This is a genomic window from Frigoribacterium sp. Leaf172 (assembly GCF_001424285.1).
Lineage (GTDB): Bacteria > Actinomycetota > Actinomycetes > Actinomycetales > Microbacteriaceae > Frigoribacterium.
Window position 1 is genome coordinate 377,150 of the sequence record NZ_LMPB01000001.1, and the last position, 25,112, is coordinate 402,261.

Consider the following 25,112-nt stretch of genomic DNA (forward strand, 5'->3'; position numbering starts at 1 on the left):
GGGGTCACCGGAGGCGGGCGGAGGCTCCCCGGAGACCGCTCCATCTGTTTAGAGTGTCCACAGAGAGGGGGTGCGACGATGCAGGAGTCGACGCGCGAGGTCAGACGCCAGCGGGCGGTCGAGAGCCTCGGCGTCATCGACACCGATCGGAACCCCCGCCTCGACCGCATCACGCGCATGGCCCGGGCGATCTTCGGGGTGCCGATGTCGTCGGTCACGGTCATCGACTCCGACCGCGCGCTCTTCCTGGGGCGAGACGGCTTCGACGTGCCGGTCGTCGGCCGCGCCGACACCCCCTGCCGCCTCGTCATCGACTCGGGCGAGATCATCACGACCGACGACGCCCGCATCGACCCGCGCTTCGACGACATCGCGATGTTCCGCGCCAACGGCCTCGGCTTCTACCTCGGCCACCCGCTGCTCGACGGCTCGGGCAACGTCGTCGGGTCGTTCTGCGTCATGGCCCCCGAGCCGCGGCAGCTGAACCCGCTCGAGATGTCCGAGTTCGTCGACCTCGCCGCGTGGGCGCAGAGCGAGCTGCTCGCCGACGCCGAGGCCGCCTCGTCGCGGGCGACGCAGCAGGCCCTGCTCCCCGACGAGCCCCTCGAGATCGACGACGTGCACGTCGAGGGCGTGTGCCTGCCCTCGCTCAGCGTCGGCGGCGACTACTTCGACTACGGCGTCGTCGGCCGACAGGTGCACGTGGCCGTGGGCGACGTCATGGGCAAGGGCGTCGGGGCCGCGATCCTGGGGGCGGCCGTCCGTGCGGCGTGCCGCGCCGCCGTGCCGACGGTCACCGACGGGCGTCGCCTCGGCACCGCCGTCGACCGCATCGAGCGCGCCGTCCTCGGCGACCTGCAGCGCACCGGGTCGTTCGTCACCTACTTCCACGCCGTGCTCGACCTCGACACCGACGAGCTGTCGTACGTCGACGCGGGCTCGGGGCTCTCGCTCATCATCCGCGCCGACGGCACGATCGAGCAGCTCATGGGCGCCGATCTGCCCCTCGGCCTCGAGGCGCAGCCGCACGAGACGCACACCACTCCGCTGCTGACCGGCGACCGGCTCGTCGTCATGAGCGACGGCGTCCTCGACATCCTCGACGACGACCTCGACTGGGTGCGCGAGATCGGCCGCATCGTCGCCCGCTCCGGCGACGGCGAACGGACGGACGGGCCCGACCTCGTCGATGCGATCAGCATGCTCGCCGACGACCGCATCGCCCGAGACGACGTCACCCTCCTCGTACTGGACCGTCGTCCATGACGGACCTCCTCACCCGACGCGACCAGCGCCTCCTCGGGCGGACGACGCCGCCCCGGCGCATCGTCCCGATCCGCATAGTCGTGCTGCTCGCATCGCTGGCGGGGCTGAACTACATCATCTGGCGCTGGGCCGTGTCGGTGAACTGGTCGTCGTGGTGGATCGCCGTGCCGCTGATCGTCGCCGAGACGTACAGCGTGATCGACTCGCTGCTGTTCGGCATGGGCGCCTGGCGACTGCGCGAACGCGGCGAACCGCCGACCGCGCCGTCGCCCGAGTCGCCCGACACGGTCGTCACCGTCGACGTCTTCGTCACCACCTACAACGAGCCCGTCGAGCTCGTCATGCGCACGGCGCTCGCCGCGAAGGCCATCGAGTACCCGCACACGACGTGGATCCTCGACGACGGCGGTCGCGCCGAGATCCGCGAGGCGGCCGAGTCCGCGGGCATCGGCGTCATCACGAGGTCGTCCGACTGGGTCGACCGGCCCCGCCACGCGAAGGCGGGCAACCTGAACAACGCGCTGCTCGCGACCGAGGGCGAGTTCCTGCTCATCCTCGACGCCGACCAGGTGCCCGAGCCGAGCATCCTCCATCGCACCCTCGGCTACTTCCGCGACGAGAAGACGGCCCTCGTGCAGACGCCGCAGTGGTTCGAGAACGTGCCCGAGTCCGACCCGCTCGGCAGCCAGGCGCCCCTGTTCTACGGGCCGATCCAGCAGTCGAAGGACGGCTGGAACAGCGCGTTCTTCTGCGGCTCGAACGCCGTGCTGCGTCGCGAGGCCCTCATGCAGCTGGGCGTGTCGCGCTACGTCGCCGAGGTCGAGGCGGCCGTCCGCCGCGCCATCAAGACGTCGACGCGTCTCATCGCCCGCGCCCGCGAGGAGGCGGTCGACCAGCCCCGCGTGCTCGAGGTGCTCGACGAGGCCGAGACCATCGTCGAGCGGGCGCGGGTCGAGGTCGCCCGCGGCGACTCGCTGGGCGACGTGACCTACCGGTTCCAGCGGGGCATCGACACGATCGCGTACCGCTTCGCGGACGCCGACGTGGCCGCCATGCAGGACGACATCGCCGAGCTCGCCGCCATGTCGGTCGGCCCCGGCACCTTCGACGCCCTCGACCAGGCCGCCCTCGACCTGCTCAGCCAGCGCTCGTCGTCGCCGCTGCAGGCCATCGAGTCGATCTCGATGCTCGTGAACGCGCTCGACGTCGACCGCGGCGACGAGGCCCAGGCGATCATGCCGCTGGCCACGATCTCGGTGACGGAGGACATGGCGACGGCCATGCGCCTCCACGGTCTCGGCTGGAAGTCGGTCTACCACGACGAGATCCTCGCGATCGGCCTCGCCCCCGAAGACCTCAACACGATGATGACGCAGCGCCTCCGCTGGGCCCAGGGCACGATGCAGGTGTTCTTCCGCGAGAACCCGCTCGTGCAGAAGGGCCTCTCGTGGGGTCAGCGCCTCATGTACTTCTCGACGATGTGGAGCTACCTCTCGGGCTTCGCCGCCCTCGTCTACATCGCGGCGCCCGTGCTGTGCCTCTCGTTCGGCGTCGTCCCGGTGACGGCGTACAGCGTCGACTTCTTCGCGCGGCTGATCCCGTTCCTGGTGCTCAACCAGGTGCTGTTCTGGGTCGTCGCCGCGGGCCGCCCGACCTGGCGCGGGCAGCAGTACTCGCTCGCGCTGTTCCCCGTCTGGATCGCCTCGGTGACGACCGCGTTCCAGAACGTCTACCGCGGCCGTGCACTCGGCTTCTCGGTGACCCCCAAGACCAAGCAGGCCTCGAACGGGCCGCGCTGGGACCTCGTGAAGCCGCAGCTGATCGCCATGGGCTGCCTCGCGGCGGCCCTGGTGCTCGTCGGCATCCGCTACGCGACCGGACAGGCGGACGGCATCGCGCCGTTGGTGAACATCCTCTGGGTCGTCTTCGACCTGGTGATCTTCAGTATCGTCATCCGAGCCGTTCTCTACACGGGGCCAGAGGCGCCCCGAGACAAGGAATCCCCATGATGACCGTTGGAGTCGAGACCGTCGAGGGCGGGGTCGTGATCTCCCCGCAGGGGCGTCTCACCGTCGTGTCCACCCCGCAGCTCCGAACAGAGGTGTCGACGCGCATCGAGGCCGGCGACCGCCTGATCATCGTCGACCTCTCGCAGACGACGTTCGTCGACTCGTCGGGGCTCGGCGCGCTCGTGTCGTGCCTGAAGTCCGCGCGACAGGCAGGTGGAGACCTCCGACTCGTGGCCCCGACCGAGCAGGTCTCGATGGTGCTGAAGCTCACGAACCTCGACCGCATCCTCCAGCCCCGCGCTTCGGTCGAAGAAGCGCTCCATGACTGAGAGCGACGGCGTCAGCGTCATCGACGTCGCTGCCGTGCCCGAGAGCATCGACCTCGTCCAGAACACCTTCGAGGCCTGGTGGTCCGCGCTCGGCATCGACTCGATGGAGGTGCGGTTCCCGTTCGAGACGGCGATCGTCGAGATCGCCGCGAACGTCATCGAGCACTCGATCCGCGCCGACGGCCTCGAAGGGGTCGACGGGCGTCGGTTCCAGCTCGAGCTCCGGGCTGAAGACGAGCGTCTGACGGCCGTCTTCAACGACAACGGGCTGCCCGCCGAGATCGACCTCAGCAACGTGTCGATGGCCGACCTCGAAGACGAGGACGGCCGGGGGCTCGCCCTCGCCCTCCTCAGCCTCGAATCGCTCGACTACACGCACGAGGGAGGCCGCAACATCTGGACGCTCGTGTGCCGTCGGTGAGACGCCGGGCGCTGCGCGTCGTCGCCGCCCTCGCGGCGGTGGCGGCCGCGGTGCCGCTGGCCCTGGGAGGCGCGGCGGCGGCGACGGCCGCCACCGCGCCTCCTGCGGACGGGGCCTGGTTCGGCCCCGATCTCGACTGGGGCTCCGACGGGCCCGACGGCTACGCGGGTCGCCTCGGCGAGACGCCCTCGATGTACGGCGTCAACGTCGACTACCCGCTCGACGACGGCGCCGTCGACGAGTGGCGTCGATCGGCCCGGGCCGCGGCCGCCCAGGGGGCGGCCCTGGTGGTCAGCCTCGAGCCGTCGAGACCGCTCGCCGACCTCGACGCCGATCAGGCCGCCCGCGCCGACGAGCTGATGACCGAGTTCCACGACCAGTACGGGCTCGCCCAGCTCGTGCGGTTCGCCCCCGAGATGAACGGCAACTGGCAGCGCTGGGGGCAGCAGCCGACCGAGTTCGTGCGGGCCTTCGGCGAGATCGCCGACACCGTGCACGCCGGCACGTCCGATGCGACGATGGTGTGGGCTCCGTCGTACGGGGCCGGCTACCCCTTCGCCGAGGCGAACGGCCGGCTGCCCGCCACCGGCGCCCGCGACGAGGCCCTGCTCGACACCGACGGCGACGGGGCCGTCACCGCGGCCGACGACCCGTACGGCCCGTACTACCCGGGCGACGACGCCGTCGACTGGGTCGGGCTCACCATGTTCTTCTTCGGCAAGGGCGACGCCTCGACGTCGGCCGGGACCGACGTGCCCCTCGAGATGAACCAGGCGCCGACCGCCGGCGAGGTCGAGGCCCGCTTCGACGAGACCTGGGGCTACACGCAGCCGCAGCAGTCGACGTTCTACGACCGGTTCGCCGCCGGGACGGACCACCCGCTGCTGCTCGACACGGGCGCCCTGTACGACCAGAGCATCGACGGCGACCCCGAGGTCGACGTCAAGCGGGGCTGGTGGCGTCAGGTGCTCGCCGCGCTGCCCGACCGGCCGCTCATCGCCGGGGTGACCTGGCTCGAGACGGTGCGAGACGAGGCCGAGGCGGACGGCCGCGAGGTCGACTGGCGTGCGACCGCCGACGACGACATGGCCGCCGCTCTCCGTGCCGATCTGACCGCCTCCGACGTCGTCTTCGGGCCGGTGACCGAACCCGTCACGAACGCCGAGGGCGACGCGGCCACCGTGCAGGTCCGCGACGGCGGCGGCGACGAGATGGGCTGGATCGTCGGCTGCGCCGTCGCCCTCGCCCTGGCGTTCCTGCTGAGCGGTGTCGCCGGTCGCCTGCTGCCGAGCTGGCGCTACCCCGACGACGGCAAGCCGGGGCGCGACCTGCGCATCGACCTGTTCCGCGGCTTCATCATCCTCGCCGTGGTCATCACGCACATCGAGGTCGCCGGGCCCTACTCGTTCGTCACCCTCAAGGCGGTGGGCGCCATCACCGGCGCCGAGATGTTCGTGTTCCTCAGCGGGCTCGTGCTCGGCATGGTCTACCCGCTCGGGGTCAGGAGGTTCGGCGAGAAGACGGCCGCGATCGGCGCGTTCGTGCGGGCGCGCAAGCAGTACGTCGTCACACTCGCGGTCATCCTGATCGTCTTCGCGTTGAGCTTCGTGCCGCTGGTGAACACCGACGAGATCACGACCTTCACCGACCGCGGAACCGGCGACACCGGCGCGGGCGCCATGGGGCGCGTCTACGACCTCTACCCGAACGCCGACCGCCTGCTCGACTACCCGCCGCCCTGGTACGCGGTGCGTCAGCTGCTGCTGCTCGAGATGGGCCCCTGGCCGTTCAACATCATGGGGCTCTTCGTCGTGCTCAGCCTGACGATCCCGGGTCTCATGTGGCTCGTCAAGCGCGGCCTCTGGTGGGTCGTGCTCGTCGCCAGCTGGGCCGTCTACGCGGTCGGCGTGCTCTTCCCCGACTTCTCACTGCTGCCGTCGCAGTTCGAGCCGGTGTTCCCGCTCTTCGCCTGGCAGGTGCTGTTCACCCACGGTCTCGTGATCGGCAACTACCGGCGTCAGATCGTCTCGGCGCTGACGTCGACGGTCGGCAAGGTGCTCGTCGGCGTCGGCGTCGTGGGCTACGCCGGGTTCCTCGCCCTCCTCTGGGCGGGCAGCACCTACGGCTTCGATCTCGGACCGATCCCGTCGTCGATCTACGACTCGCTGTACCTGACGGGGTACCAGCGCGTCGACATGCAGTGGGGCCGCCTCGTCGACGTCGCCCTCGTGGTGGTGTGCGTCTACGCGATCCTCACCGTGTTCTGGAAGCCCATCGCGGCCGCCCTGGGATGGCTGTGGATCCCGCTCGGGCAGGCGAGTCTGTACGTCTTCATCTGGCAGGTCTTCTTCGCCCTCGCGGTGGCCTCGATCCCGGGCCTCGACCGGTCGAACGTCCTCGCCGGCACCGTGATCCACACGGTGGTCATCCTGCTGGTCTGGTTCATGGTGCGGAAGAGGTTCCTCTTCTCGGTCATCCCCCGCTGATCGGCGGCCTCGTGTCCCCCGCGCGCCGAGTTCTCTCGACATCGAGACATCTCCTCCCGCTAGCCTGAGCAGGAACACACGCACGAGCGACACGAGGGAGTACCCGCCGCCATGGCCAAGATCATCTACACGCTCACCGACGAGGCGCCGCTGCTGGCGACCTACTCGTTCCTTCCCATCATCCAGGCGTACGCGAAGACCGCGGGGGTCGACGTCGAGACCCGCGACATCTCGCTCGCCGGACGCATCATCAGCCAGTTCCCCGAGCGCCTCACCGACGAGCAGCGCATCGGCGACGCCCTGGCCGAGCTCGGCGCCCTCGCGCAGACGCCCGAGGCCAACATCATCAAGCTGCCCAACATCTCGGCGTCGATGCCGCAGCTGAAGGCCGCCATCGCCGAGCTGCGGTCGCAGGGCTACGACCTGCCCGCCTACCCCGACTCCCCGCGAGACGACGCCGAGCGCGACGTCAAGGCCCGGTACGACAGGGTGAAGGGCAGCGCGGTCAACCCGGTGCTGCGCGAGGGCAACAGCGACCGCCGCGCGCCGCTGTCGGTCAAGAACTACGCCCGCAAGCACCCGCACCGCATGGGCGCCTGGTCCGCCGACTCGAAGACGAACGTCGCGACCATGGGCGTCGACGACTTCCGGTCGAACGAGAAGACCGTCGTGATGCCCGCCGACGACACCCTCCGCATCGAGTTCGTCGGCGCCGACGGCACCACCAGCGTGCTGCGCGAGTCGGTGCCCGTGCTCGCGGGCGAGGTCATCGACGGCACCGTGCTGCACGTCGCCGCGCTGCACGAGTTCCTCGCGGCGCAGATCGCCCGCGCCGAGTCCGAGGGCGTCCTGTTCTCGGTGCACCTCAAGGCGACGATGATGAAGATCAGCGACCCGCTGCTCTTCGGCCACGTCATCCGCGCGTTCTTCCCCCGGGTCTTCGAGCGGTACGGCGCCGACCTGCAGGCCGCCGGGCTCGACCCCGCCAACGGTCTGAACGGCATCCTGCAGGGCCTGTCCGCCCTGCCGAACGGCGCCGAGATCACGGCGGCCTTCGACCAGGGCATCGCCGACGGCCCCGACCTCGCGATGGTCGACTCCGACAAGGGCGTCACGAACCTGCACGTGCCCTCCGACGTGATCGTCGACGCGTCGATGCCCGCGATGATCCGCACGTCCGGTCACATGTGGGGCCCCGACGGCGACGAGCACGACACCCTCGCCGTGATCCCCGACTCGAGCTACGCCGGCATCTACCAGGCCGTGCTCGACGACTGCCGCGCGAACGGCGCGTTCGACCCGGCGACGATGGGCTCCGTGCCCAACGTCGGCCTCATGGCGCAGGCCGCCGAAGAGTACGGCTCGCACGACAAGACCTTCGAGCTGACGGCCGCGGGCGTCGTCCGCATCGTCGACTCGTCGGGTGCGACGCTCATCGAGCACGACGTCGAGCCCGGCGACATCTGGCGCGCCTGCCAGACGAAGGACGTCCCGATCCGCGACTGGGTCAAGCTCGCCGTCACGCGGGCCCGTGCCAGCGGCACGCCGGCCGTGTTCTGGCTCGACGAGACCCGTTCGCACGACGCGACCCTGATCGGTCTGGTGCGCACGTACCTGGCCGAGCACGACACCGACGGTCTGCAGATCGAGATCCTGTCGCCCGTCGACGCGATGGCGTTCTCGCTCGAGCGCATCCGCCGCGGCGACGACACCATCTCGGTGACCGGCAACGTGCTCCGCGACTACCTCACCGACCTGTTCCCCATCATGGAGCTCGGCACCTCGGCGAAGATGCTCTCGGTCGTCCCGCTGATCAACGGCGGCGGACTCTTCGAGACCGGCGCCGGCGGATCCGCCCCGAAGCACGTGCAGCAGCTCGTCGAGCAGGACTACCTGCGGTGGGACAGCCTGGGCGAGTTCCTCGCCCTCGCGGTCAGCTTCGAGCACCTGGCGACCTCGACCGGCAACGCCCGGGCGCAGATCCTCGCCGACACGCTCGACCGTGCGACCGGCACGTTCCTCGACGAGAACAGGTCGCCGGGGCGCAAGCTCGGTTCGATCGACAACCGCGGAAGCCACTTCTACCTCGCCAAGTACTGGGCCGACGAGCTCGCGGCGCAGACGGACGACGCCGACCTGGCGGCCTCGTTCGCCGAGCTCGCGGCATCGCTCGGCGAGAGCGAGGAGGTCATCGTCGGCGAGCTGATCGCCCCTCAGGGCACGGCCGTCGACATCGGAGGCTACTACCGCCCCGACGCGGCGAAGACCGAGGCCGTCATGCGGCCGTCGGCGACGCTGAACGCGGCGCTCGCGACGCTGTAGCGGAGCATCGATCACGGAGGCGCGGTGTCCGACGGGCACCGCGCCTCCGTCGTCCTCGTGCCGCCGTCGTGCCGCTCACCGGGCGCGCTCGGAGGAGGGTGGGCCTACGGTGCAGGCATGAGCGTGACGCTGCCTGAGGCACGAGACCAGTCCGACCGCACGATCGTCATCACCGGCGCGAGCTCCGGCATCGGCCGCAGCGCCGCGAGGGCGCTGTCGCGGCTCGGCGCGAAGATCGCCGTGGTCGGCCGCAACCCCGACCGCACGACGTCCGTCGCCGCCGAGGTGGGCGGACGCGCCTACGTCTGCGACTTCACCGACCTCGCCCAGGTGCGCGATCTCGGGGCGTCGCTGCTGGCGGACCACCCGCGCATCCACGTCCTGGCGAACAACGCCGGGGGCCTCTTCACCGAACGCACGAGCACCCGCGACGGCTTCGAGACGACCTTCCAGAGCAACCACCTCGCGGGGTTCCTCCTGACCTCCCTGCTGCTGCCGCGCCTCCTCGAGACGGCCGAGAGCGCGCCGGAGGGCGCCGTCCGCATCATCCAGACCTCGAGCGCCGGCAACCGGCTCGGCGGCGTCCGTCTCGACGACCTCGGCACCGCCACGGGTCCGTGGGCGGGCGGCATGCGGGCCTACGGCGCCTCCAAGCTCGAGAACGTGCTCTTCACCCGCGAGCTGGCGCGTCGCCTGCGCGGCACCGGCGTCGAGGCCTTCGCGTTCCACCCCGGCTTCGTCGCCTCGGGCTTCGGCGGGTCGGGCACGGTCGCGACCCTGGGCAAGCGGCTGGCCGTGACGACCGACGAGGGCGCCGAGCCGCTGGTGCGACTCGCCGCCGCGCCTCGGGTCCCGGCGCCGAGCGGCAATCACTTCGACCGGCTGCGCGCACCGGGGCGTCTGCACCGGTCCGCCGACGACGCCGAGCTCGCCCGGGGCCTCTGGGAGTGCAGCGCGCGGTTCTCGGAGGCACCCGACACGATCTGAGCCGGGGTCGCGCCGGGAGCCGGTGTTTCGTAGGCTACATATCGTGACTCGTCTCCCGCCCCGACTCGTGCCCGACGGACCCGACGCCGACGACCCCCCGGCCGCCCAGGGGGTGGTGACCCGGGCGTACGGCGACACCCTCTCGCTGCTCGACCAGGTGATCGCTCTCGAGGCGGACGGCATCTCCGGTCTCGAGACGCTGTTCGCCGAGGTGATCGACGGCCGTGACGGGCTGATGCTGCCCGGCTTCGGGGCGCCGGGTCTGCCGGCGCCCGAGGTCGCGCGTCTCGACCACGAGATCCGTCGGCGGATCGACGTGCTCGTCGCCCGCGGTCGGAACGACGGGTCGGTGGTCTCGACGATCCGCACGACCGACGTGGTGGTGCTGCTCTCGCTCCTGGCGCAGGGGCTGCCCGAGTACCCCGGCTACGAGGCCGCGGCCACGGCGATCGCCCTGAGGTTCGTCGAGAGCGTGGCCACGGGGGTGCGACCCCCGTTGTCAGCGTGTTGACGGGTGCGACCCAGGAGGCGGTGATCTGCACCCCCTAACGTCGACGAGACGAGAGGGGGAGTCATGCATCAGGACGGACACGACGCCACGCGCCGCGCGGTCCACGGCACGATGATGCTGACGACCGTCGGGCTGGTCCTCCTCGTCGCGACGGTGCTCTGGGGGCGCGGCCCGCTCGGGGTCGCGACCGAGACCTCCCCGTCCGATCGCGCGACGATCGATGTGCCCGCGTCTCCGGCCCCGACCGCCACGACCGACCCGGGTTCCGGCACCTCGATCGTCGACGTCTCCCTGTCGTCGTCCGCCGACGTCGGTTCGATGATGGGCTACATGCGAAGCGAGTCGTTCGCTCTCATCGCGGGCTGATCGCCGCGTGCTCCTGCGGAGTTCGTTTTGCGGACTGTGCGCCGACATCCGTTCGGCGACCGGAGAGCCCCCGCGATCCCCACCCCGCTGCCGATCCGACGCTCGCGACGTCCCCCGCTGAGGCGGAGGCTGGCAGTGACCTGCTCGCGGGGAGGTGGGCCCTGCTGATTGACTGACGTCGTAAAGGAATTCGTCCGAGATGGAGGGTGGTGCGTCGTGACCGAGCTGCGACCCGACCCGACCTCTCCGCATCGATCACGGAGCGAGCAGAGCGACCTCCTCGACTCCTTCTCCGGTTCCGACGGTCTTCCCGCGGCGTTCAGCGACCGCCGTCCGGTCGCGCCCGACCTCACGGCCGATGACGACTGGGCCGAGTTCTACGGCGAGCTCGACCCGGACCTCGTCTTCGAGTGCTCCGCCACGCTCTCGGGCGACCACCACGCCGTGTTCGTCTACCCCGACCGGGTCCACGTCGAGGGCCCCGAGGTGCCGGAGGGCTCGCAGGATGTGCCGCTCTCGGCCGTCTCCGGCTGGGCGCTGGTCGTCCAGGGGCCCGTCGTCGTGCTGACCCTGCAGGCCGGCCACCCCTACCGGATCCGCGTTCCCAAGGCGTTCCGATCGGTTCTCCGGACGGCGCTGCTCAAGGTGCTGGGCGACTCCGAAGACGCCTGAGCCGGGTCGCGGAGCACCGAGGGCGGATGCGGTTCTCGGCCCGCGCCTCCTCGACCGATGCGCTTTGCGGCTGTCGGCTCGGCGTTGGGAGTGCGTTCATGGGACTATCGGCCTATGAGCCGTGAGACCCAGCCGCCGATCAGGTCGGAGATCGCGGGTCGCGACATGGATCAGGCCCGGGCCATGTACGAAGACGGGTACAACGGCAAGGGCTTCGACACGGAGCGCACCGAGACCGACTTCGCGTACCGGTACACGATCACCGGCGACGACGAGATGACCTTGCGGTCGTCGATGTTCCTCGGGTCGATCAAGGGCGCCATCCAGCCCGAGAACGAGTACGTCGTCTCGTGGATCACCGGCGGTTCCGGCGTCTACGACCTGAACGGCGACGAGCTGCCCCTCCAGATCGGCCGGCCGGCGATGTTCCCGACGGGCAAGGAGTTCGAGTTCGAGTTCGAGGACTACCGCCAGAACCTCGTCCACTTCAACGCCGGGTTCCTGGAACGCGTGGCCGCCGAAGAGGAGGGCACGCTCCCGGGCTCGCTCGAGTTCGACCACACGGCCGTCCCCGACGCCGACGCCCTCCGCGACTGGAAGAACACGATCACGACGGTGGCCAAGACCGTCCTCGGCGGCGAGGCCACGCCTCTGCTGCGCTCCGAGGTCAACCGGCTCGCCGCCGTCACGCTGCTCAACACGTTCAAGCACCGCGGGCCGCAGCTCCCCGAGCAGCTCCTCGCCCCGCGCAACGCGCGCCTGCGGGCAGCCGTCGAGTTCATGCACGCCAACGCGCACCTGCCCATCACTCCGACGGAGATCGCCGAGCACGCGGGCCTCGGCCTCCGCGGTCTGCAGGTGGCGTTCAGCCGCCAGCTGGGAGTGACGCCCACCGACTACCTCCGGGGCATCCGCCTCGACCGCGCGCGGGCCGACCTGCTCAACCTCGGGCCGCGCGAGACCACCGTCGCCGCCATCGCGACGCGCTGGGGCTTCGCCCACCTCGGCCGGTTCTCGGCCTCGTACGGCGAGCGTTTCGGCGAGAAGCCCTCCGCGACGCTGCACCGCTGACGCTGCACCGCTGACGCCGGTCGGCGCCGATGCTGCACCGGCTCGGCGCGCCCAGCCCGCTCGGCGCTTTCCAGCGGAAAAGGGACGCCTTGCGCGGGGGCCCCGCGGCAAGACGTCCCTCTCCGGGCAGAGAGCGCGCGACCGGTTCAGGCAGCCGCGCGGTGCGTGACGATCGACCCCGTGAGGGTGCGGACCGCGGTGGTCCAGGCCGAGACGCCGCGTCGCTCGCTGCGCGTGTAGCGACCGACGGCGAGGTTGCGCGCGGCGCCGGTCGTGACGTACGAGCCGATCACCGTGGCGTCGTGGGCGCTCGAGCCGGTGTACGAGCCGACGCCCGCGCCCGTGTCGACCCGCGAGACGTAGTGGCCACCCAGGGGGTGCAGCTGGGCGGTGGAGGTGGAGTTGTGCGTCGAGGTCATGCGTCCGACTCTAGACCGTCTTTTGAGTAATTCAAAACAAGACTCGCACAATGGCCGGACGGTTCGCCCGGACGATGCCCTAGTCCCGGCTTCCATGCCGTTCGTCGGGCAGCAGGGCCGAGAACGCGCGCCCGATCTCGGTCCGCATGTAGGCGACCGCCTCGTCGTTCTCGGGAGGTTCGAGCGAGCTGGTCGTCGTCTCCGCCATCAGAGGAGACCCCGAGTCGAGCAGGAGCGTCGCGACGACCTGGTTGCCATCCGCGTTGATCGCGTTCAGCTCGACCGTGTCGGCGTCGCCCGACTGGGCGAGCAGTGCGGCGTACTCGAGCAGCGTGTCCGCCGCCTCGTCATCGACGAAGAGCGACTTGGAGGCGAACGTGATGTGCTTCATGGCCCTTGTGTAGTCGGTGCCGGTGCCGCCGACAAGGGGTCGGACGACAGGTCACCCGCGGCCCGCCCGCTCGCCCGCGCGCGCCTCCCCGGTTCATCGGGTGGACCGAGGAGGCGCGGGTCAGCCGCGAGGGCTCCTCACGACGCGCACGCCCCCCGCCGGCACGGTCAGCGAGCCCTCGACGGTCTCGCCGTGCAGCAGCTCGACGCCCACGCCCACGCCGGCGTCCACCTGCGCGTCGACGTCGGCGTGGTTCACGAAGAACGTGAAGACCGCGTCGTCGCCGTGGCGCGTGACGACCTCGAGCCCCTCGACGTGGCCCTCGGGCACGACGACCCCGGCCTCGTCGAGCACGTCTCGGACGAACGCCGCGAGGTCGCCGCCGGCGAGGCGCGTCGAGACGTACCAGGCGGTCCCGTCGCCGAGGTGGTGGCGGGTGACGGCCGGTCCACCGGCGGCCGGGCCGGTCGTGTACCGGGCCACGGCTTCGGCGCCCTCGAGCACGATGTCGTCCGACCAGCCGGTGCCGGTCGCGCCCGAGTCGAGCGTGACGACCTGGTCGGCGTAGAGGGGGAGGAACTCGGGCACCGAGAGTCCCAGCACCTCGCGCAGGCCGCCGGGTGCGCCGCCCGCCGGCACGGCGTCGTTCTCGTCGACGACGCCCGAGAAGTACGACGCGACGAAGCGCCCGCCCGCTCGGACGTACGAGATCAGGTTCTCGGAGGTCTCGGCGTCGACGACGTACTGCGACGGCGCGAGCACGAGGTCGTAGCCCGAAAGGTCGTCGTGCGGGTGGCGGAAGTCGACGGTGACGCCCAGGTTCCAGAGCGCCGTGTAGAAGGCGACGATGCGCTCGCGGTGGTCGAGCTCGACCGACGGGCGCCACTCGAGGTCGTGGGCCCAGAACGACTCGACGTCCCAGAGGAGGGCGACCCGCGCCTCCACCCGGGATCCGCGCACCTCGGCGAGGCGACCGAGCTCGGCGCCGTACTCGACGACCTCGCGCCAGATGCGCGACGAGGTGCCGGCGTGGGGCAGCATCGCCGAGTGGAACTTCTCGGCCCCGTAGCGCGAGGCGCGGAACTGGAAGAACAGGATGGCGTCGGCGCCGCGGGCCAGGTGCGTCGTGCTGTTGCGGGCGAGCTCGCCCGGGCGCTTCGCGATGTTGCGGGGCTGCCAGTTCACGGCCCCGGTCGAGTGCTCCATCAGCATCCACGGGTCGCCCCCGGCCAGCGACCGGTTCAGGTCGGCGTCCAGGGCGAGCAGCACGTGGTTGTCGTGCCGCTCGGCGACGAGGTAGTGGTCGTTCGCGACGACGTCGACCTCGCGGGCCCACTTCCAGTAATCGATCGACGGGCAGTTGGTCGACATGAAGTTGGTGGTGACCGGGAGGTGCGGCGCATGCCTCTTGATCACGTCGCGTTCGGCGACGAAGCAGGCGAGCAGGGCGTCGGAGGTGAACCGCGCGAAGTCGAGCCGCTGAGTCTGGTTGACGACGGTGGCCGAGACGCGGGGCGCGTCGATGTCGGTCCACTCGCCGTAGGTCTGCCCCCAGAAGAGCGTGCCCCAGGCGGCGTTGAGGGCCTCGAGCGTTCCGTAGCGGGTCTTCAGCCAGGCGCGGAACGCCCGGACGGAGTGGACGCCGTAGTCGTCGCTGATGGGGGCGCCGTACTCGTTGTGCACGTGCCAGAGCACGACCGCGGGGTGGGCCGCGTAGCGCTCGGCGAGCTTCTCGGTGATGGCGGTCGCGGCGCGACGGTAGTCGGGCGAGCTCGGGCTGACCATGCCGCGCGAGCCGCGGCCGAGGGTGAGGCCCTCGCGGGTCACCGGGTGGGAGTCGGGGTAGGCCGTCCAGAACCAGGCCGGCGGCACGGTCGTGGGGGTCGCCAGGTCGACGTCGATGCCCGCATCGTGCAGCAGGCCGAGGATGTCGTCGAGGAACGTGAAGTCGTACTCGCCCTCGCGCGGCTCGAGCAGGGCCCACGAGAAGATGCCGACGCTGACCAGGTTGATGCCGGCCTGCTTCATCAGCGCGATGTCCTCGAGCCAGACCTCGCGGGGCCACTGTTCGGGGTTGTAGTCGCCGCCGTAGCGGATGTCGGCACGGCCGGGCAGCCAGCTCGTCGTGCGACGCGGTTCGCTCTCGGGGGTCGGCGTGACGGCCGGGGCGTCGAGGTCGAGTGACATGCGGTGATCTCCTTTGACTGTGTGCGCTCCCAGTTCTAGCACACGCGAAAGGCGTGCAGAAGATGCAATCGCCCTGCCAAACCGTTACGAAAGCCGTGTTGACAACAGAAAAGCCGTGTGCGTAACTGTTACCGCTCACAGGCACAGCGTGGTGGTTCTCCCGGCTCGCGCTGTCCGCTCCACCAGCTCTTGCTTTCCTCAAGGAGGACGAATGCACAGCTCACTCCGCCGCATCGGCGTCGTCACGGTCGCCACGGCGGCCCTCATCCTCACCGGCTGCTCCGGCGCCGGGGGAGGCAGCTCCTCCGACGGTCCCGTCGAGCTGACCTACTGGGCCTGGGCCCCCAACCTCGACAAGGTGGTCGACATCTGGAACGACCAGAACCCCGACATCCAGGTCACGGTCAACAAGCAGGACGGCGGGGACCCCGCCATCACGAAGCTGCTCACCGCCATCAAGGCCGGCAGCGGCGCACCCGACCTCATCCAGGCCGAGTACCAGAAGATCCCCACGCTCGTCTCGTCCGACGCGCTGGCCGACCTCACCGACCAGGGCGCCGGCGATCTCGAGGGCGAGTTCAGCGAGGGCGTCTGGTCGTCCGTCACCCTCGACGGACAGGGCGTCTACGCCATCCCGCAGGACAGCGGCCCGATGATGGCCTACTACCGCACCGACATCCTCGACCAGTTCGGCCTCGACGTCCCCACCACCTGGGACGAGTACGCCCAGGTCGCCGAGGACCTGCACGCCGCCGACCCGAGCAAGTACCTCGGGACCTTCTCGGCCAACGACGCGGGCTGGTTCGCCGGTCTCTCGCAGCAGGCCGGCGCCTCCTGGTGGTCCATCGACGACCAGAGCTGGGGGGTCGACATCGCCGAGGACCCGACCGAGCAGGTGGCCTCGTACTGGGGCGGCCTGGTCGAGAGCGGCGCGATCGACAACAAGCCGATGTACACCCCCGAGTGGAACGCCGGCCTGAACGACGGCTCGCAGGTGGGCTGGATCAGCTCCGTCTGGGCTCCCGGCGTGCTGAGCGGCAACGCACCCGACACCGCCGGCAAGTGGACCGCCGCGCCGCTGCCCCAGTGGGATGCCGCGAACCCGTCCGACGGGAACTGGGGCGGGTCCACCACGGCCGTCACCACGCAGTCCGATGAGAAGGAGGCGGCCGTCGAGTTCGCCACCTGGCTGAACACCGACCCCGAGGCCGTCGCCGCGCTCGCCGACATCTCGGGCGTCTACCCGGCCGCGACCGACGCCGCCGCCCCCGCGCTGGACACGGCGCCGGAGTTCTTCAGCCAGCAGAGCGACTTCTACGACATCGCCGCCGAGGCGTCGTCGACCGTCGCGCCGTTCACCTACGGCCCGAACGTCAACGTCGCGTTCAGCGCGTACAACGACGAGTTCGCCAAGGCCGCCGACGCCCGCACGCAGTCGGCCTTCGAGGACGCCGTGGACGCCATGCAGGAGATCACGACCGACGACCTCGTGAAGAGCGGCTTCTCGGTCGAGTAGCCGAGACGACCAGGAGGGGCGGCATCCTGAGCCGCCCCTCCTCCCTCACCCCTCCGACACCGTCACCGTCCGCGACCAGCGAGGAACCGTCATGGCCGACACGCTCACCCCCATCACCCCGCCGGTCGGCGCCGCGTCCGACCGCCGGGCGACCGCCCCCGTCGGGCGGCACGGCACCGGCAGCTTCCGCAGCCGCGTGCTCACCCCCTACGCCATGCTCGCGCCCGGGATCATCCTCTTCGTGCTCTTCATGGCGGCGCCGATCATCTACACGCTCTTCCTCAGCTTCCAGAAGAAGCAGGTCTCGGGCCTCGGCCTCGGCTCGGCTGCGCGCGGCACCGGGTTCGCCGGCCTCGAGAACTACATCGGCACCCTCACCGACCCCGAGTTCGGCTCGAGCGTCGGCCGCGTGCTGCTCTACGGCCTCGTGCTCGTGCCCTGCATGCTCGGTCTCGCCCTGCTCTTCGCCCTGCTGCTCGACTCGAAGCGCACCCGCGCCACGTCGTTCTCCCGCATCGCGATCTTCCTGCCCTACGCCGTGCCCGCCGTGATCAGCTCGCTGCTCTGGGGGTTCCTGTACCTGCCGGCGGTCAGCCCGTTCTATTACGTGTTCGAGCGCTTCGGCTGGGAGGTCCCCGGCGTGCTCGGCTCGGGCACCATCCTGTTCGCCATCGCGAACATCGCCCTCTGGGGCGGCGTCGGCTTCAACATGATCGTCATCTACACGTCGCTGAAGGCCGTCTCGAGCGACATCTACGAGGCCGCCCGCCTCGACGGCGCCAGCGAGGTGCAGATCGCCCTCCGCATCAAGATCCCGATGGTCGCCCCCGCGCTCGTCATGACCGCCCTGTTCTCGATGGTCGCGACGCTCCAGGTCTTCGCCGAGCCGACCACCCTGCGGCCTCTGACGAACAGCCTGTCGACCAGCTGGTCGCCGCTCATGCTCGTCTACCGCGACGCGTTCACCCGCGACGACATCTACTCGGCTGCGGCGACCTCGGTCGTCATCGCCCTCGCCACCTTCATCGTCTCCTTCTTCTTCCTCCGGGTCGTGCAGAAGCGAGCCTTCGGCCAGGAGGACTGACCATGACCATCGCGGACCTCGACGACACCACCCGACGCGGCGAACGCTCCCCGGTCGACCCGACCCGCGCCTCCTCGGCGACCGGCCCCGGAGGCGCGGGCCGGCCCCGCAGCGTCCGTCGCCCCGGCGGCAGCTCGCTGACCGAGCGTCGCAGCCTCGTCTCGACGGCCATCGTGCTGATCGGCGCCGTCTACTGCCTGTTCCCCGTGCTCTGGGTCGTGATGGCGTCGACGAAGAGCGGCGGCGAGCTGTTCTCGACCTTCACCCTCGCGCCCAGCACGCACCTGCTCGACAACCTCGTCGCGCTGAGCCAGTACCGCGACGGCCTCTTCTGGCGGTGGATGCTCAACACCGCGCTCTACGCCGGCATCGGCGCCCTCGCCTCGACCTACGTGTCGGCGCTGTCGGGCTACGTGCTCGCGAAGTTCGAGTTCCCGGGCAAGAAGGTCGTCTTCAACGTGCTGCTCATGGGCGTGCTCGTGCCCGGCGTCATCCTGGCGATCCCGCAGTACTTCCTGCTGGCGAACGTCGGTCTGACCAACACCTTCTGGGGTGTGCTGCTGCCGCAGATCATCAGCCCCTACGGCATCTACCTGGCACGCATCTACGGCGCGGCGGCCGTGCCGACCGATGTGATCGAGGCGGCGCGCACCGAGGGCGCCGGCGAGCTGCACATCTTCCACCGCATCGCGGTGCCGATGCTCGGACCGGGTCTCGTGACGATCTTCCTGTTCCAGTTCGTCGCCATCTGGAACAACTTCATGCTGCCCTACATCATGCTCGGCGACGACTCGCTCTTCCCTCTGACCGTCGGCCTGAACGGCCTGCTGAACCAGGGGGCGTCGGCTCCGGCGCTGTACACGCTCGTCATCACCGGGGCGCTGCTGTCGGTCATCCCGCTCATCCTGATCTTCCTGGTGCTGCAGCGGTACTGGAGGGTCGACCTCGCCGCGGGCGCCGTCAAATAGTGGGAGGCGCGGGTCGGCCCGGGCGGGCGGGCGCGGCTCGGCGCGATCGGAGCCCTAGGCTGTGCGCGTGACGAGCACGCCCGGTCGCCAGCGGCCCACGATCAACGACGTCGCCGACCAGGCGGGCGTCTCGCGAGGGACGGTCTCGCGCGTGCTGAACGGCGGCCGGTGGGTCAGCCCCGACGCGAAGGCCGCCGTCGACGCCGCCATCAAGAAGACGGGCTACCGGGTCAACCCGCACGCGCGCAGCCTGGCGACGAACCGCACCGGCTCTGTGGCGTTCCTCCTCACCGAGGACCACCAGCAGCTCTTCGAGGATCCGAACTTCTCGGCCCTGCTCAAGGGCACCGCGGCGGCGCTCGCCGACAGCGACATGTCGCTCGTGCTGATCATGGCCGGGTCGGCCGCCGAGCAGAAGCGGGCCGTCGCGTACATCGAGGCCGGTCACGTCGACGGCGTGCTGCTGGTCTCGGCGCACAGCGGTCAGCGGCTGCTCGCCGACATCGTCGGCTCGGGTGTGCCCGCGATCGCGTGCGGGATCCCGCTCGGGTACCAGAGGCGGATGGGCTACGTGGCCGCCGACGACGAGGAGGGCGCCCGCGAGATGGTCGCGCACCTCCGGTCGCTGGGGCGTCGTCGCATCGCGACGATCGCCGGCCCGCTCGACACCCCCGGCGGCATCACCCGGCTCGACGGCTACCGCGTGGAGCTCGGCGATGAGCTCGACGAGAGCCTGATCCGTCACGGCGACTACTCGCGGGCGAGCGGGGAGGCCGCCATGGCCGATCTGCTGGCCGCATCACCCGACGTCGACGCCGTCTTCGCGGCCAACGACCGGATGGCCGCCGGCGCGCTCGACGCCCTCGCCGCCGCCGGCCGCCGGGTGCCCGAGGACGTCGCCGTGGGCGGCTTCGACGACTCGAGCATCGCGGCCGAGACCGAGCCCCCGCTCACCACGATGCGTCAGCCCTTCGACCGCATCAGCTCCGAGATGGTGCGGCTGCTGCTGCAGCTGATCGACGGACAGAAGCCCGCGGCGATGACGCTGCCGACCGAGCTGGTGCGGCGCGCGACCACCTGACCCGCGCCTCCTCGACCCTGCCGGCGGGGCGGCGCGTCCCCCGTCGCCCTGCCAATCCGCTGGACGGCCCGGACACGGCCCTGCGCCTGGACCTACCGTCCACGTCAGACCTGTTCCACCAGCAGAACGAAGGACGAACCATGTCGCAAGCAATCGAGACCATCGACGTCAGCGTGCCCGTCAGCGTCGCCTACAACCAGTGGACCCAGTTCGAGGACTTCCCGAAGTTCCTCGACGAGGTCGAGTCGATCACCCAGACCACGCCCACCCTCACGGTGTGGAAGGTCAAGGTCGGGCCGGTCGAGAAGACCTTCGAGGCCGAGATCACCGAGCAGCACCCCGACGAGCGCGTCGCCTGGAACAGCACCGGCGGCGAGGTCGACCACGCCGGCGTCGTCACGTTCCACAAGCTGAGCGACTCCGAGACGCGCATCACCGTGCAGATCGACTGGACCCCCGAGGGCTTCCTCGAGAAGGTCGGGAACACGCTCGGCGCCGACAACCACGCCATCAAGAAGGACCTCCGCAACTTCAAGGAGTTCATCGAGTCGCAGGGCGCCGAGACGGGCGCCTGGCGCGGAGACGTCCAGGCATGAGCGACGAGTCGACGTACACCGCGTCGTTCGTCGACGAGGGCGGCGCCGAGGTGTCGACCGAGCAGCTCGAGTCGATCGCGGGAGCCCCGGTGAAGTCGCTCACGCGACCGGGAGCGGCCGACGGCGAGGACATCACGTACGAGCTCGACGCCGACACGGCGGACTCCGACCCGGTCGTCTACCGGGCGACGGGGGTCGCGGGGCACGACTACAACTGAACATCCCGAGGAGGCGCGGGTCGACCGAGACGGCGACCCGCGCCTCCTCCGCGTTGCAGGGTGAGCGCTCACATGGCAGAATGTGAGCGCTCACTTTCGGTGCGGGGTCCGCCCGCCCACCCCGACGACGAAGAGGTCATCATGGTCGATCACGTTCCCCCGGCCACCCCCGACGAGACCGGCGACGGCCCCGTCGCCGGCGGCTCCGGCCCCACCGCCCCGGGCGCCTCGACCGAGACCTACGTCGTCGGCGTCGACTACGGCACCCTCAGCGGCCGGGCCGTCGTCGTGCGCGTCTCCGACGGCGCCGAGCTCGGCGCCGGCGTCTTCGAGTACCCGCACGCGGTCGTCGACACGACGCTGCCGGGCACGGGCGAGCGGCTCCCCGCCGACTGGGCCCTCCAGGTGCCCTCCGACTACGTCGACGTGCTGAAGAACGCCGTGCCGGAGGCGCTGGCCGCGTCGGGCGTCGACCCGGCGGCCGTCGTCGGCATCGGCACCGACTTCACCGCGTGCACGATGGTCCCGACCACGGCCGACGGCACCCCGCTCAACGAGCTCGATCGCTTCGCCTCGCATCCCCACGCCTTCGTCAAGCTCTGGCGTCACCACGCGGCGCAGGGTCAGGCCGACCGCATCAACGAGCTCGCGGCCGAGCGCGGCGAGTCGTGGCTGCCCCGCTACGGCGGACTCATCTCGAGCGAGTGGGAGTTCGCCAAGGGCCTCCAGCTGCTCGAAGAGGACCCCGAGGTCTACGCCGCGACCGAGCACTGGGTCGAGGCCGCCGACTGGATCGTCTGGCAGCTGAGCGGGCGCTACGTCCGCAACGCCTGCACCGCGGGCTACAAGGGCATCTACCAGGACGGCGAGTACCCCAGCCGCGAGTTCCTCGCTGCGCTGAACCCCGACTTCGCGGACTTCGCCGAGACGAAGGTGGTGCACGAGATCGGCGCGCTCGGCGACTCCGCCGGCACGCTGACCGCCGAGGCCGCCGGCTGGACGGGCCTCCCCGAGGGCATCGCCGTGGCCGTCGGCAACGTCGACGCTCACGTCACCGCCCCGGCCGCGAAGGCCACCCAGCCCGGCCAGATGGTCGCCATCATGGGCACGAGCACCTGCCACGTCATGAACGGCGACAAGCTCGCCGAGGTGCCCGGCATGTGCGGCGTGGTCGACGGCGGCATCGTCGACGGCCTCTACGGCTACGAGGCCGGTCAGTCGGGCGTCGGCGACATCTTCGCCTGGTACGTCAAGAACCAGGTGCCGCAGTCGGCCGTCGACGACGCCGCGGCCGCCGGAAAGAGCGTGCACCAGCACCTCACCGACGTCGCGTACGAGCAGCCGGTCGGCGCCCACGGGCTCGTCGCCCTCGACTGGCACAGCGGCAACCGCTCGGTGCTCGTCGACCACGAGCTGAGCGGGGTCATCGTCGGTCAGACGCTCGCCACGTCGCCCGCCGACGGCTACCGCGCGCTGCTCGAGGCCACGGCCTTCGGCACGCGTCGCATCGTGCAGGCCTTCGACGAGTCGGGCGTGCCCGTCACGGAGTTCATCGCCGCCGGCGGTCTGCTGAAGAACAAGCACCTGATGCAGACCTACAGCGACGTGCTCCGCATGCCGATCTCGACGATCACGAGCGAGCAGGGCCCGGCCCTCGGGTCGGCCATCCACGCCGCCGTCGCCGCGGGCGCCTACGCCGACATCCGCGCCGCGGCCGAGGCCATGGGCAGCGTCGAGCGCGCCACCTACACGCCCGACCCCGCGAACGCCGACGCCTACGACGCCCTCTACGCCGAGTACCTGCTGCTGCACGACTGGTTCGGCCGCGGCGGCAACGACGTGATGCACCGCCTGCGGGCGATGCGTCGGGAGGCGACCCGCGCCTCCTCAACTCCGGGTTCCGACTCGGACTCAGACTCGGTCGAGCAGGCCGCCGTGGACGCCGAGGTCTCCGCATGAGCGGCTGGATCGACCGCGCGACCCAGGCGGCCATCGACGCCACCCGCGAAGACGTCGCCACGCTGCACGCCGAGCTCGTGCGCTACGGCCTCGTCGTCTGGACGGGCGGCAACGTGTCGGGCCGCGTGCCCGGCACCGACCTCTTCGTCATCAAGCCGAGCGGCGTCTCGTACGACGACCTGACGCCCGAGAACCAGATCGTCTGCCGCCTCGACGGCACCGTGCTCGAGGGCACCCCGGGCAGCGACCGCAGCCCGTCGAGCGACACCGCCGCCCACGCCCACGTCTACCGCAACATGCCGCACGTCGGGGGAGTCGTGCACACGCACTCCACCTACGCGACCGCGTGGGCCGCCCGCGGCGAGGCGATCCCCTGCGTCATCACCGCGATGGCCGACGAGTTCGGCGGCGAGATCCCCGTCGGGCCCTTCGCGATCATCGGCGACGAGTCCATCGGCGAGGGCATCGTCGAGACGCTCACCGGTCACCGCAGCCGCGCCGTGCTGATGCAGAACCACGGCGTCTTCACGATCGGCAAGGACGCTCGCGACGCGGTCAAGGCCGCGGTCATGACGGAGGACGTCGCCCGCACCGTGCACATCACCCGCCAGCTCGGCGAACCCCTCCCCATCCCTCAGCAGAGCATCGACGCCCTGTTCGACCGCTATCAGAATGTTTACGGCCAAGCGCCGGCAGGAGAACTCTCATGAACGACACCCTCGACCCCACCGCGTTCCTCGCCTCGAAGGAGGTCTGGTTCCTCACCGGCAGTCAGGGTCTCTACGGGGAGGAGACCCTGAAGCAGGTCGCCGACCAGTCGAAGGCGATCGCCGACGAGCTGGCCGCCGCCTCCGACGTGCCCGTCCGCCTCGTCTGGAAGCCCGTCCTGACCGACGCCGACTCGATCCGCCGCACGATGCTCGAGGCCAACCTCGACGACTCGGTGATCGGCGTCACCGCCTGGATGCACACGTTCAGCCCCGCCAAGATGTGGATCGGCGGTCTCGACGCGCTCCGCAAGCCCCTGCTGCACCTGCACACGCAGGCGAACGTCGCGCTGCCCTGGGCCGAGATCGACTTCGACTTCATGAACCTCAACCAGGCCGCGCACGGCGACCGCGAGTTCGGCTACATGCAGACCCGGCTCGGCGTCCCGCGCAAGACGGTCGTCGGTCACGTGAGCGACCCCCGCGTGCAGAAGCAGGTCGGCACGTGGATGCGCGCCGCGGCCGGCGCCTCGGCCATGCGCTCGCTCAAGCTGGCGCGCTTCGGCGACAACATGCGCTTCGTCGGCGTCACCGAGGGCGACAAGACCGAGGCCGAGCTGGCCTTCGGCGTGCAGGTCAACACCTGGGGCGTCAACGAGCTGGCCGAGGCCGTCGCCGCCGCGACCGAGTCCGAGATCGACACGCTGGTCGCCGTCTACGAGGCCGAGTACGACGTCGTCCCCGCGCTCCGCGCCGGTGGCGAGCGTCACCAGTCGCTGCGCGACGGGGCGGCGATCGAGATCGGCCTGCGGTCGTTCCTCGAGGCGGGCGGCTTCAGCGCCTTCACGACGAACTTCGAGGACCTCGGCGCTCTCAAGCAGCTGCCCGGTCTCGCCGTGCAGCGCCTCATGGCCGAGGGCTACGGCTTCGGCGCCGAGGGCGACTGGAAGACCTCGGTGCTGGTGCGCGCGGCCAACGTGATGGGCGCCGGTCTGCCGGGTGGCGCCTCCCTGATGGAGGACTACACGTACCACCTCGTCCCCGGCGAGGAGAAGATCCTCGGGGCGCACATGCTCGAGGTCAGCCCCGCCCTGACGTCGCAGCGCGCGTCGCTCGAGGTGCACGCGCTCGGCATCGGCGGCAAGGACGACCCCGTGCGCCTGGTCTTCTCGGCCGACCCCGGCCCGGCCGTCGTCGTCGCGATGAGCGACGTGCGCGACCGGTTCCGCCTGACCGTGAACGTCGTCGACGTCGTCGAGCCCGACGAGGACCTCCCGAACCTGCCGGTCGGCCGCGCGGTGTGGAAGCCCCGCCCCTCGTTCCCCGTGTCGGCCGAGGCCTGGCTCACCGCCGGCGCCGCGCACCACACGGTGATGTCGACGGCGGTCGGCCTCGAGGCCTTCGAGGACCTCGCCCGCATCGTCGAGACCGAGCTGCTCGTCATCGACGAGGACACCCGCATCCGCGACTTCCGTCACGAGGTCGCCTGGAACGCCGCGTACCACCGCCTCGCCCGCGGCCTGTAGCGGATCCGCTTGCGGGTCGC

The 25,112-nt window shown here is 70.7% G+C and carries 23 protein-coding genes; 20 read left to right on the plus strand and 3 right to left on the minus strand.

The features are described 5' to 3' along the window. Nucleotides 1–78: 78 nt before the first annotated feature. The 11 genes from ASF89_RS01835 (at nucleotide 79) to ASF89_RS01885 (ending at nucleotide 12,440) form a co-directional block, all read left to right on the plus strand. Nucleotides 79–1,266 carry a PP2C family protein-serine/threonine phosphatase gene (locus ASF89_RS01835; protein WP_055811527.1) on the plus strand — a complete coding sequence of 396 codons (1,188 nt, stop codon included), beginning with the start codon at nucleotides 79–81 and terminating at the stop codon, nucleotides 1,264–1,266. Further along, on the plus strand, nucleotides 1,263–3,275 hold the full coding sequence (locus ASF89_RS01840; RefSeq protein ID WP_055799382.1) for a glycosyltransferase: 2,013 nt from the start codon (nucleotides 1,263–1,265) through the stop codon (nucleotides 3,273–3,275). Before ASF89_RS01835 ends, ASF89_RS01840 begins: the two co-directional genes overlap by 4 nt. Further along, the gene (locus ASF89_RS01845; RefSeq protein WP_055799385.1) at nucleotides 3,272–3,604 is read left to right on the plus strand and encodes an STAS domain-containing protein; all 333 of its coding nucleotides are present in this window, start codon (nucleotides 3,272–3,274) and stop codon (nucleotides 3,602–3,604) included. Before ASF89_RS01840 ends, ASF89_RS01845 begins: the two co-directional genes overlap by 4 nt. Beyond that, the gene (locus ASF89_RS01850) at nucleotides 3,597–4,025 is read left to right on the plus strand and encodes an ATP-binding protein (RefSeq protein ID WP_055799388.1); all 429 of its coding nucleotides are present in this window, start codon (nucleotides 3,597–3,599) and stop codon (nucleotides 4,023–4,025) included. The genes ASF89_RS01845 and ASF89_RS01850 overlap by 8 nt, the downstream gene beginning before the upstream one ends. After that, nucleotides 4,022–6,511, plus strand: coding sequence for an OpgC domain-containing protein (opgC, locus tag ASF89_RS01855; protein ID WP_055800695.1), 2,490 nt, complete (start codon nucleotides 4,022–4,024; stop codon nucleotides 6,509–6,511). The genes ASF89_RS01850 and opgC overlap by 4 nt, the downstream gene beginning before the upstream one ends. A gap of 111 nt (nucleotides 6,512–6,622) precedes the next feature. Then, entirely contained in the window at nucleotides 6,623–8,833 is a 2,211-nt protein-coding gene (locus ASF89_RS01860; RefSeq protein WP_055811529.1) for an NADP-dependent isocitrate dehydrogenase, read from the plus strand. 117 nt (nucleotides 8,834–8,950) lie between these two features. Then, nucleotides 8,951–9,820 (plus strand): SDR family NAD(P)-dependent oxidoreductase, encoded by an 870-nt coding sequence (locus ASF89_RS01865; protein WP_055812979.1) that lies wholly within the window; start codon nucleotides 8,951–8,953, stop codon nucleotides 9,818–9,820. A 43-nt stretch (nucleotides 9,821–9,863) separates the two neighbouring features. Beyond that, the gene (locus ASF89_RS01870; protein WP_156463292.1) at nucleotides 9,864–10,331 is read left to right on the plus strand and encodes a hypothetical protein; all 468 of its coding nucleotides are present in this window, start codon (nucleotides 9,864–9,866) and stop codon (nucleotides 10,329–10,331) included. Nucleotides 10,332–10,394: 63 nt separating this feature from the next. Beyond that, entirely contained in the window at nucleotides 10,395–10,697 is a 303-nt protein-coding gene (locus ASF89_RS01875) for a hypothetical protein (protein ID WP_055811533.1), read from the plus strand. A 216-nt stretch (nucleotides 10,698–10,913) separates the two neighbouring features. Then, nucleotides 10,914–11,369, plus strand: a complete 456-nt coding sequence (locus ASF89_RS01880) for a hypothetical protein (protein WP_055811536.1) — start codon at nucleotides 10,914–10,916, stop codon at nucleotides 11,367–11,369. A 114-nt stretch (nucleotides 11,370–11,483) separates the two neighbouring features. Then, a complete protein-coding gene (locus tag ASF89_RS01885) occupies nucleotides 11,484–12,440 on the plus strand; it encodes a helix-turn-helix transcriptional regulator (RefSeq protein ID WP_055811539.1) in 957 nt (318 codons plus the stop codon). 146 nt (nucleotides 12,441–12,586) lie between these two features. Here the strand turns inward: ASF89_RS01885 and ASF89_RS01890 are convergent, their stop codons facing one another. From ASF89_RS01890 to ASF89_RS01900, 3 genes are all read right to left on the minus strand, one after another. Then, the gene (locus ASF89_RS01890; RefSeq protein WP_055811542.1) at nucleotides 12,587–12,859 is read right to left on the minus strand and encodes a hypothetical protein; all 273 of its coding nucleotides are present in this window, start codon (nucleotides 12,857–12,859) and stop codon (nucleotides 12,587–12,589) included. 79 nt (nucleotides 12,860–12,938) lie between these two features. Then, nucleotides 12,939–13,250, minus strand: a complete 312-nt coding sequence (locus ASF89_RS01895) for a hypothetical protein (RefSeq protein WP_055811545.1) — start codon at nucleotides 13,248–13,250, stop codon at nucleotides 12,939–12,941. A gap of 120 nt (nucleotides 13,251–13,370) precedes the next feature. Beyond that, nucleotides 13,371–15,437: a beta-galactosidase gene (locus ASF89_RS01900; RefSeq protein ID WP_082489708.1), complete on the minus strand. Its 2,067-nt coding sequence runs from the start codon at nucleotides 15,435–15,437 to the stop codon at nucleotides 13,371–13,373. 211 nt (nucleotides 15,438–15,648) lie between these two features. Between ASF89_RS01900 and ASF89_RS01905 the strand changes: the two genes are divergently transcribed. From ASF89_RS01905 to araA, 9 genes are all read left to right on the plus strand, one after another. Next, a complete protein-coding gene (locus ASF89_RS01905) occupies nucleotides 15,649–16,953 on the plus strand; it encodes an ABC transporter substrate-binding protein (protein WP_055811548.1) in 1,305 nt (434 codons plus the stop codon). A 91-nt stretch (nucleotides 16,954–17,044) separates the two neighbouring features. Beyond that, the gene (locus ASF89_RS01910) at nucleotides 17,045–18,037 is read left to right on the plus strand and encodes a carbohydrate ABC transporter permease (RefSeq protein WP_055811553.1); all 993 of its coding nucleotides are present in this window, start codon (nucleotides 17,045–17,047) and stop codon (nucleotides 18,035–18,037) included. Nucleotides 18,038–18,039: 2 nt separating this feature from the next. Continuing rightward, nucleotides 18,040–19,005, plus strand: a complete 966-nt coding sequence (locus ASF89_RS01915; protein ID WP_082475281.1) for a carbohydrate ABC transporter permease — start codon at nucleotides 18,040–18,042, stop codon at nucleotides 19,003–19,005. A 67-nt stretch (nucleotides 19,006–19,072) separates the two neighbouring features. After that, nucleotides 19,073–20,086 (plus strand): LacI family DNA-binding transcriptional regulator, encoded by a 1,014-nt coding sequence (locus tag ASF89_RS01920; RefSeq protein ID WP_082489817.1) that lies wholly within the window; start codon nucleotides 19,073–19,075, stop codon nucleotides 20,084–20,086. Nucleotides 20,087–20,226: 140 nt separating this feature from the next. Beyond that, a complete protein-coding gene (locus ASF89_RS01925; protein ID WP_055799439.1) occupies nucleotides 20,227–20,682 on the plus strand; it encodes an SRPBCC family protein in 456 nt (151 codons plus the stop codon). Beyond that, nucleotides 20,679–20,900: a hypothetical protein gene (locus ASF89_RS01930; protein WP_055799442.1), complete on the plus strand. Its 222-nt coding sequence runs from the start codon at nucleotides 20,679–20,681 to the stop codon at nucleotides 20,898–20,900. The genes ASF89_RS01925 and ASF89_RS01930 overlap by 4 nt, the downstream gene beginning before the upstream one ends. A 72-nt stretch (nucleotides 20,901–20,972) precedes the next feature. Further along, entirely contained in the window at nucleotides 20,973–22,859 is a 1,887-nt protein-coding gene (gene araB / locus ASF89_RS01935; protein ID WP_235483950.1) for a ribulokinase, read from the plus strand. Beyond that, nucleotides 22,856–23,569, plus strand: a complete 714-nt coding sequence (locus tag ASF89_RS01940) for an L-ribulose-5-phosphate 4-epimerase (RefSeq protein WP_055811559.1) — start codon at nucleotides 22,856–22,858, stop codon at nucleotides 23,567–23,569. Before araB ends, ASF89_RS01940 begins: the two co-directional genes overlap by 4 nt. After that, a complete protein-coding gene (gene araA / locus ASF89_RS01945; protein WP_055811564.1) occupies nucleotides 23,566–25,092 on the plus strand; it encodes an L-arabinose isomerase in 1,527 nt (508 codons plus the stop codon). Before ASF89_RS01940 ends, araA begins: the two co-directional genes overlap by 4 nt. The last annotated feature ends 20 nt before the right edge of the window (nucleotides 25,093–25,112 follow it).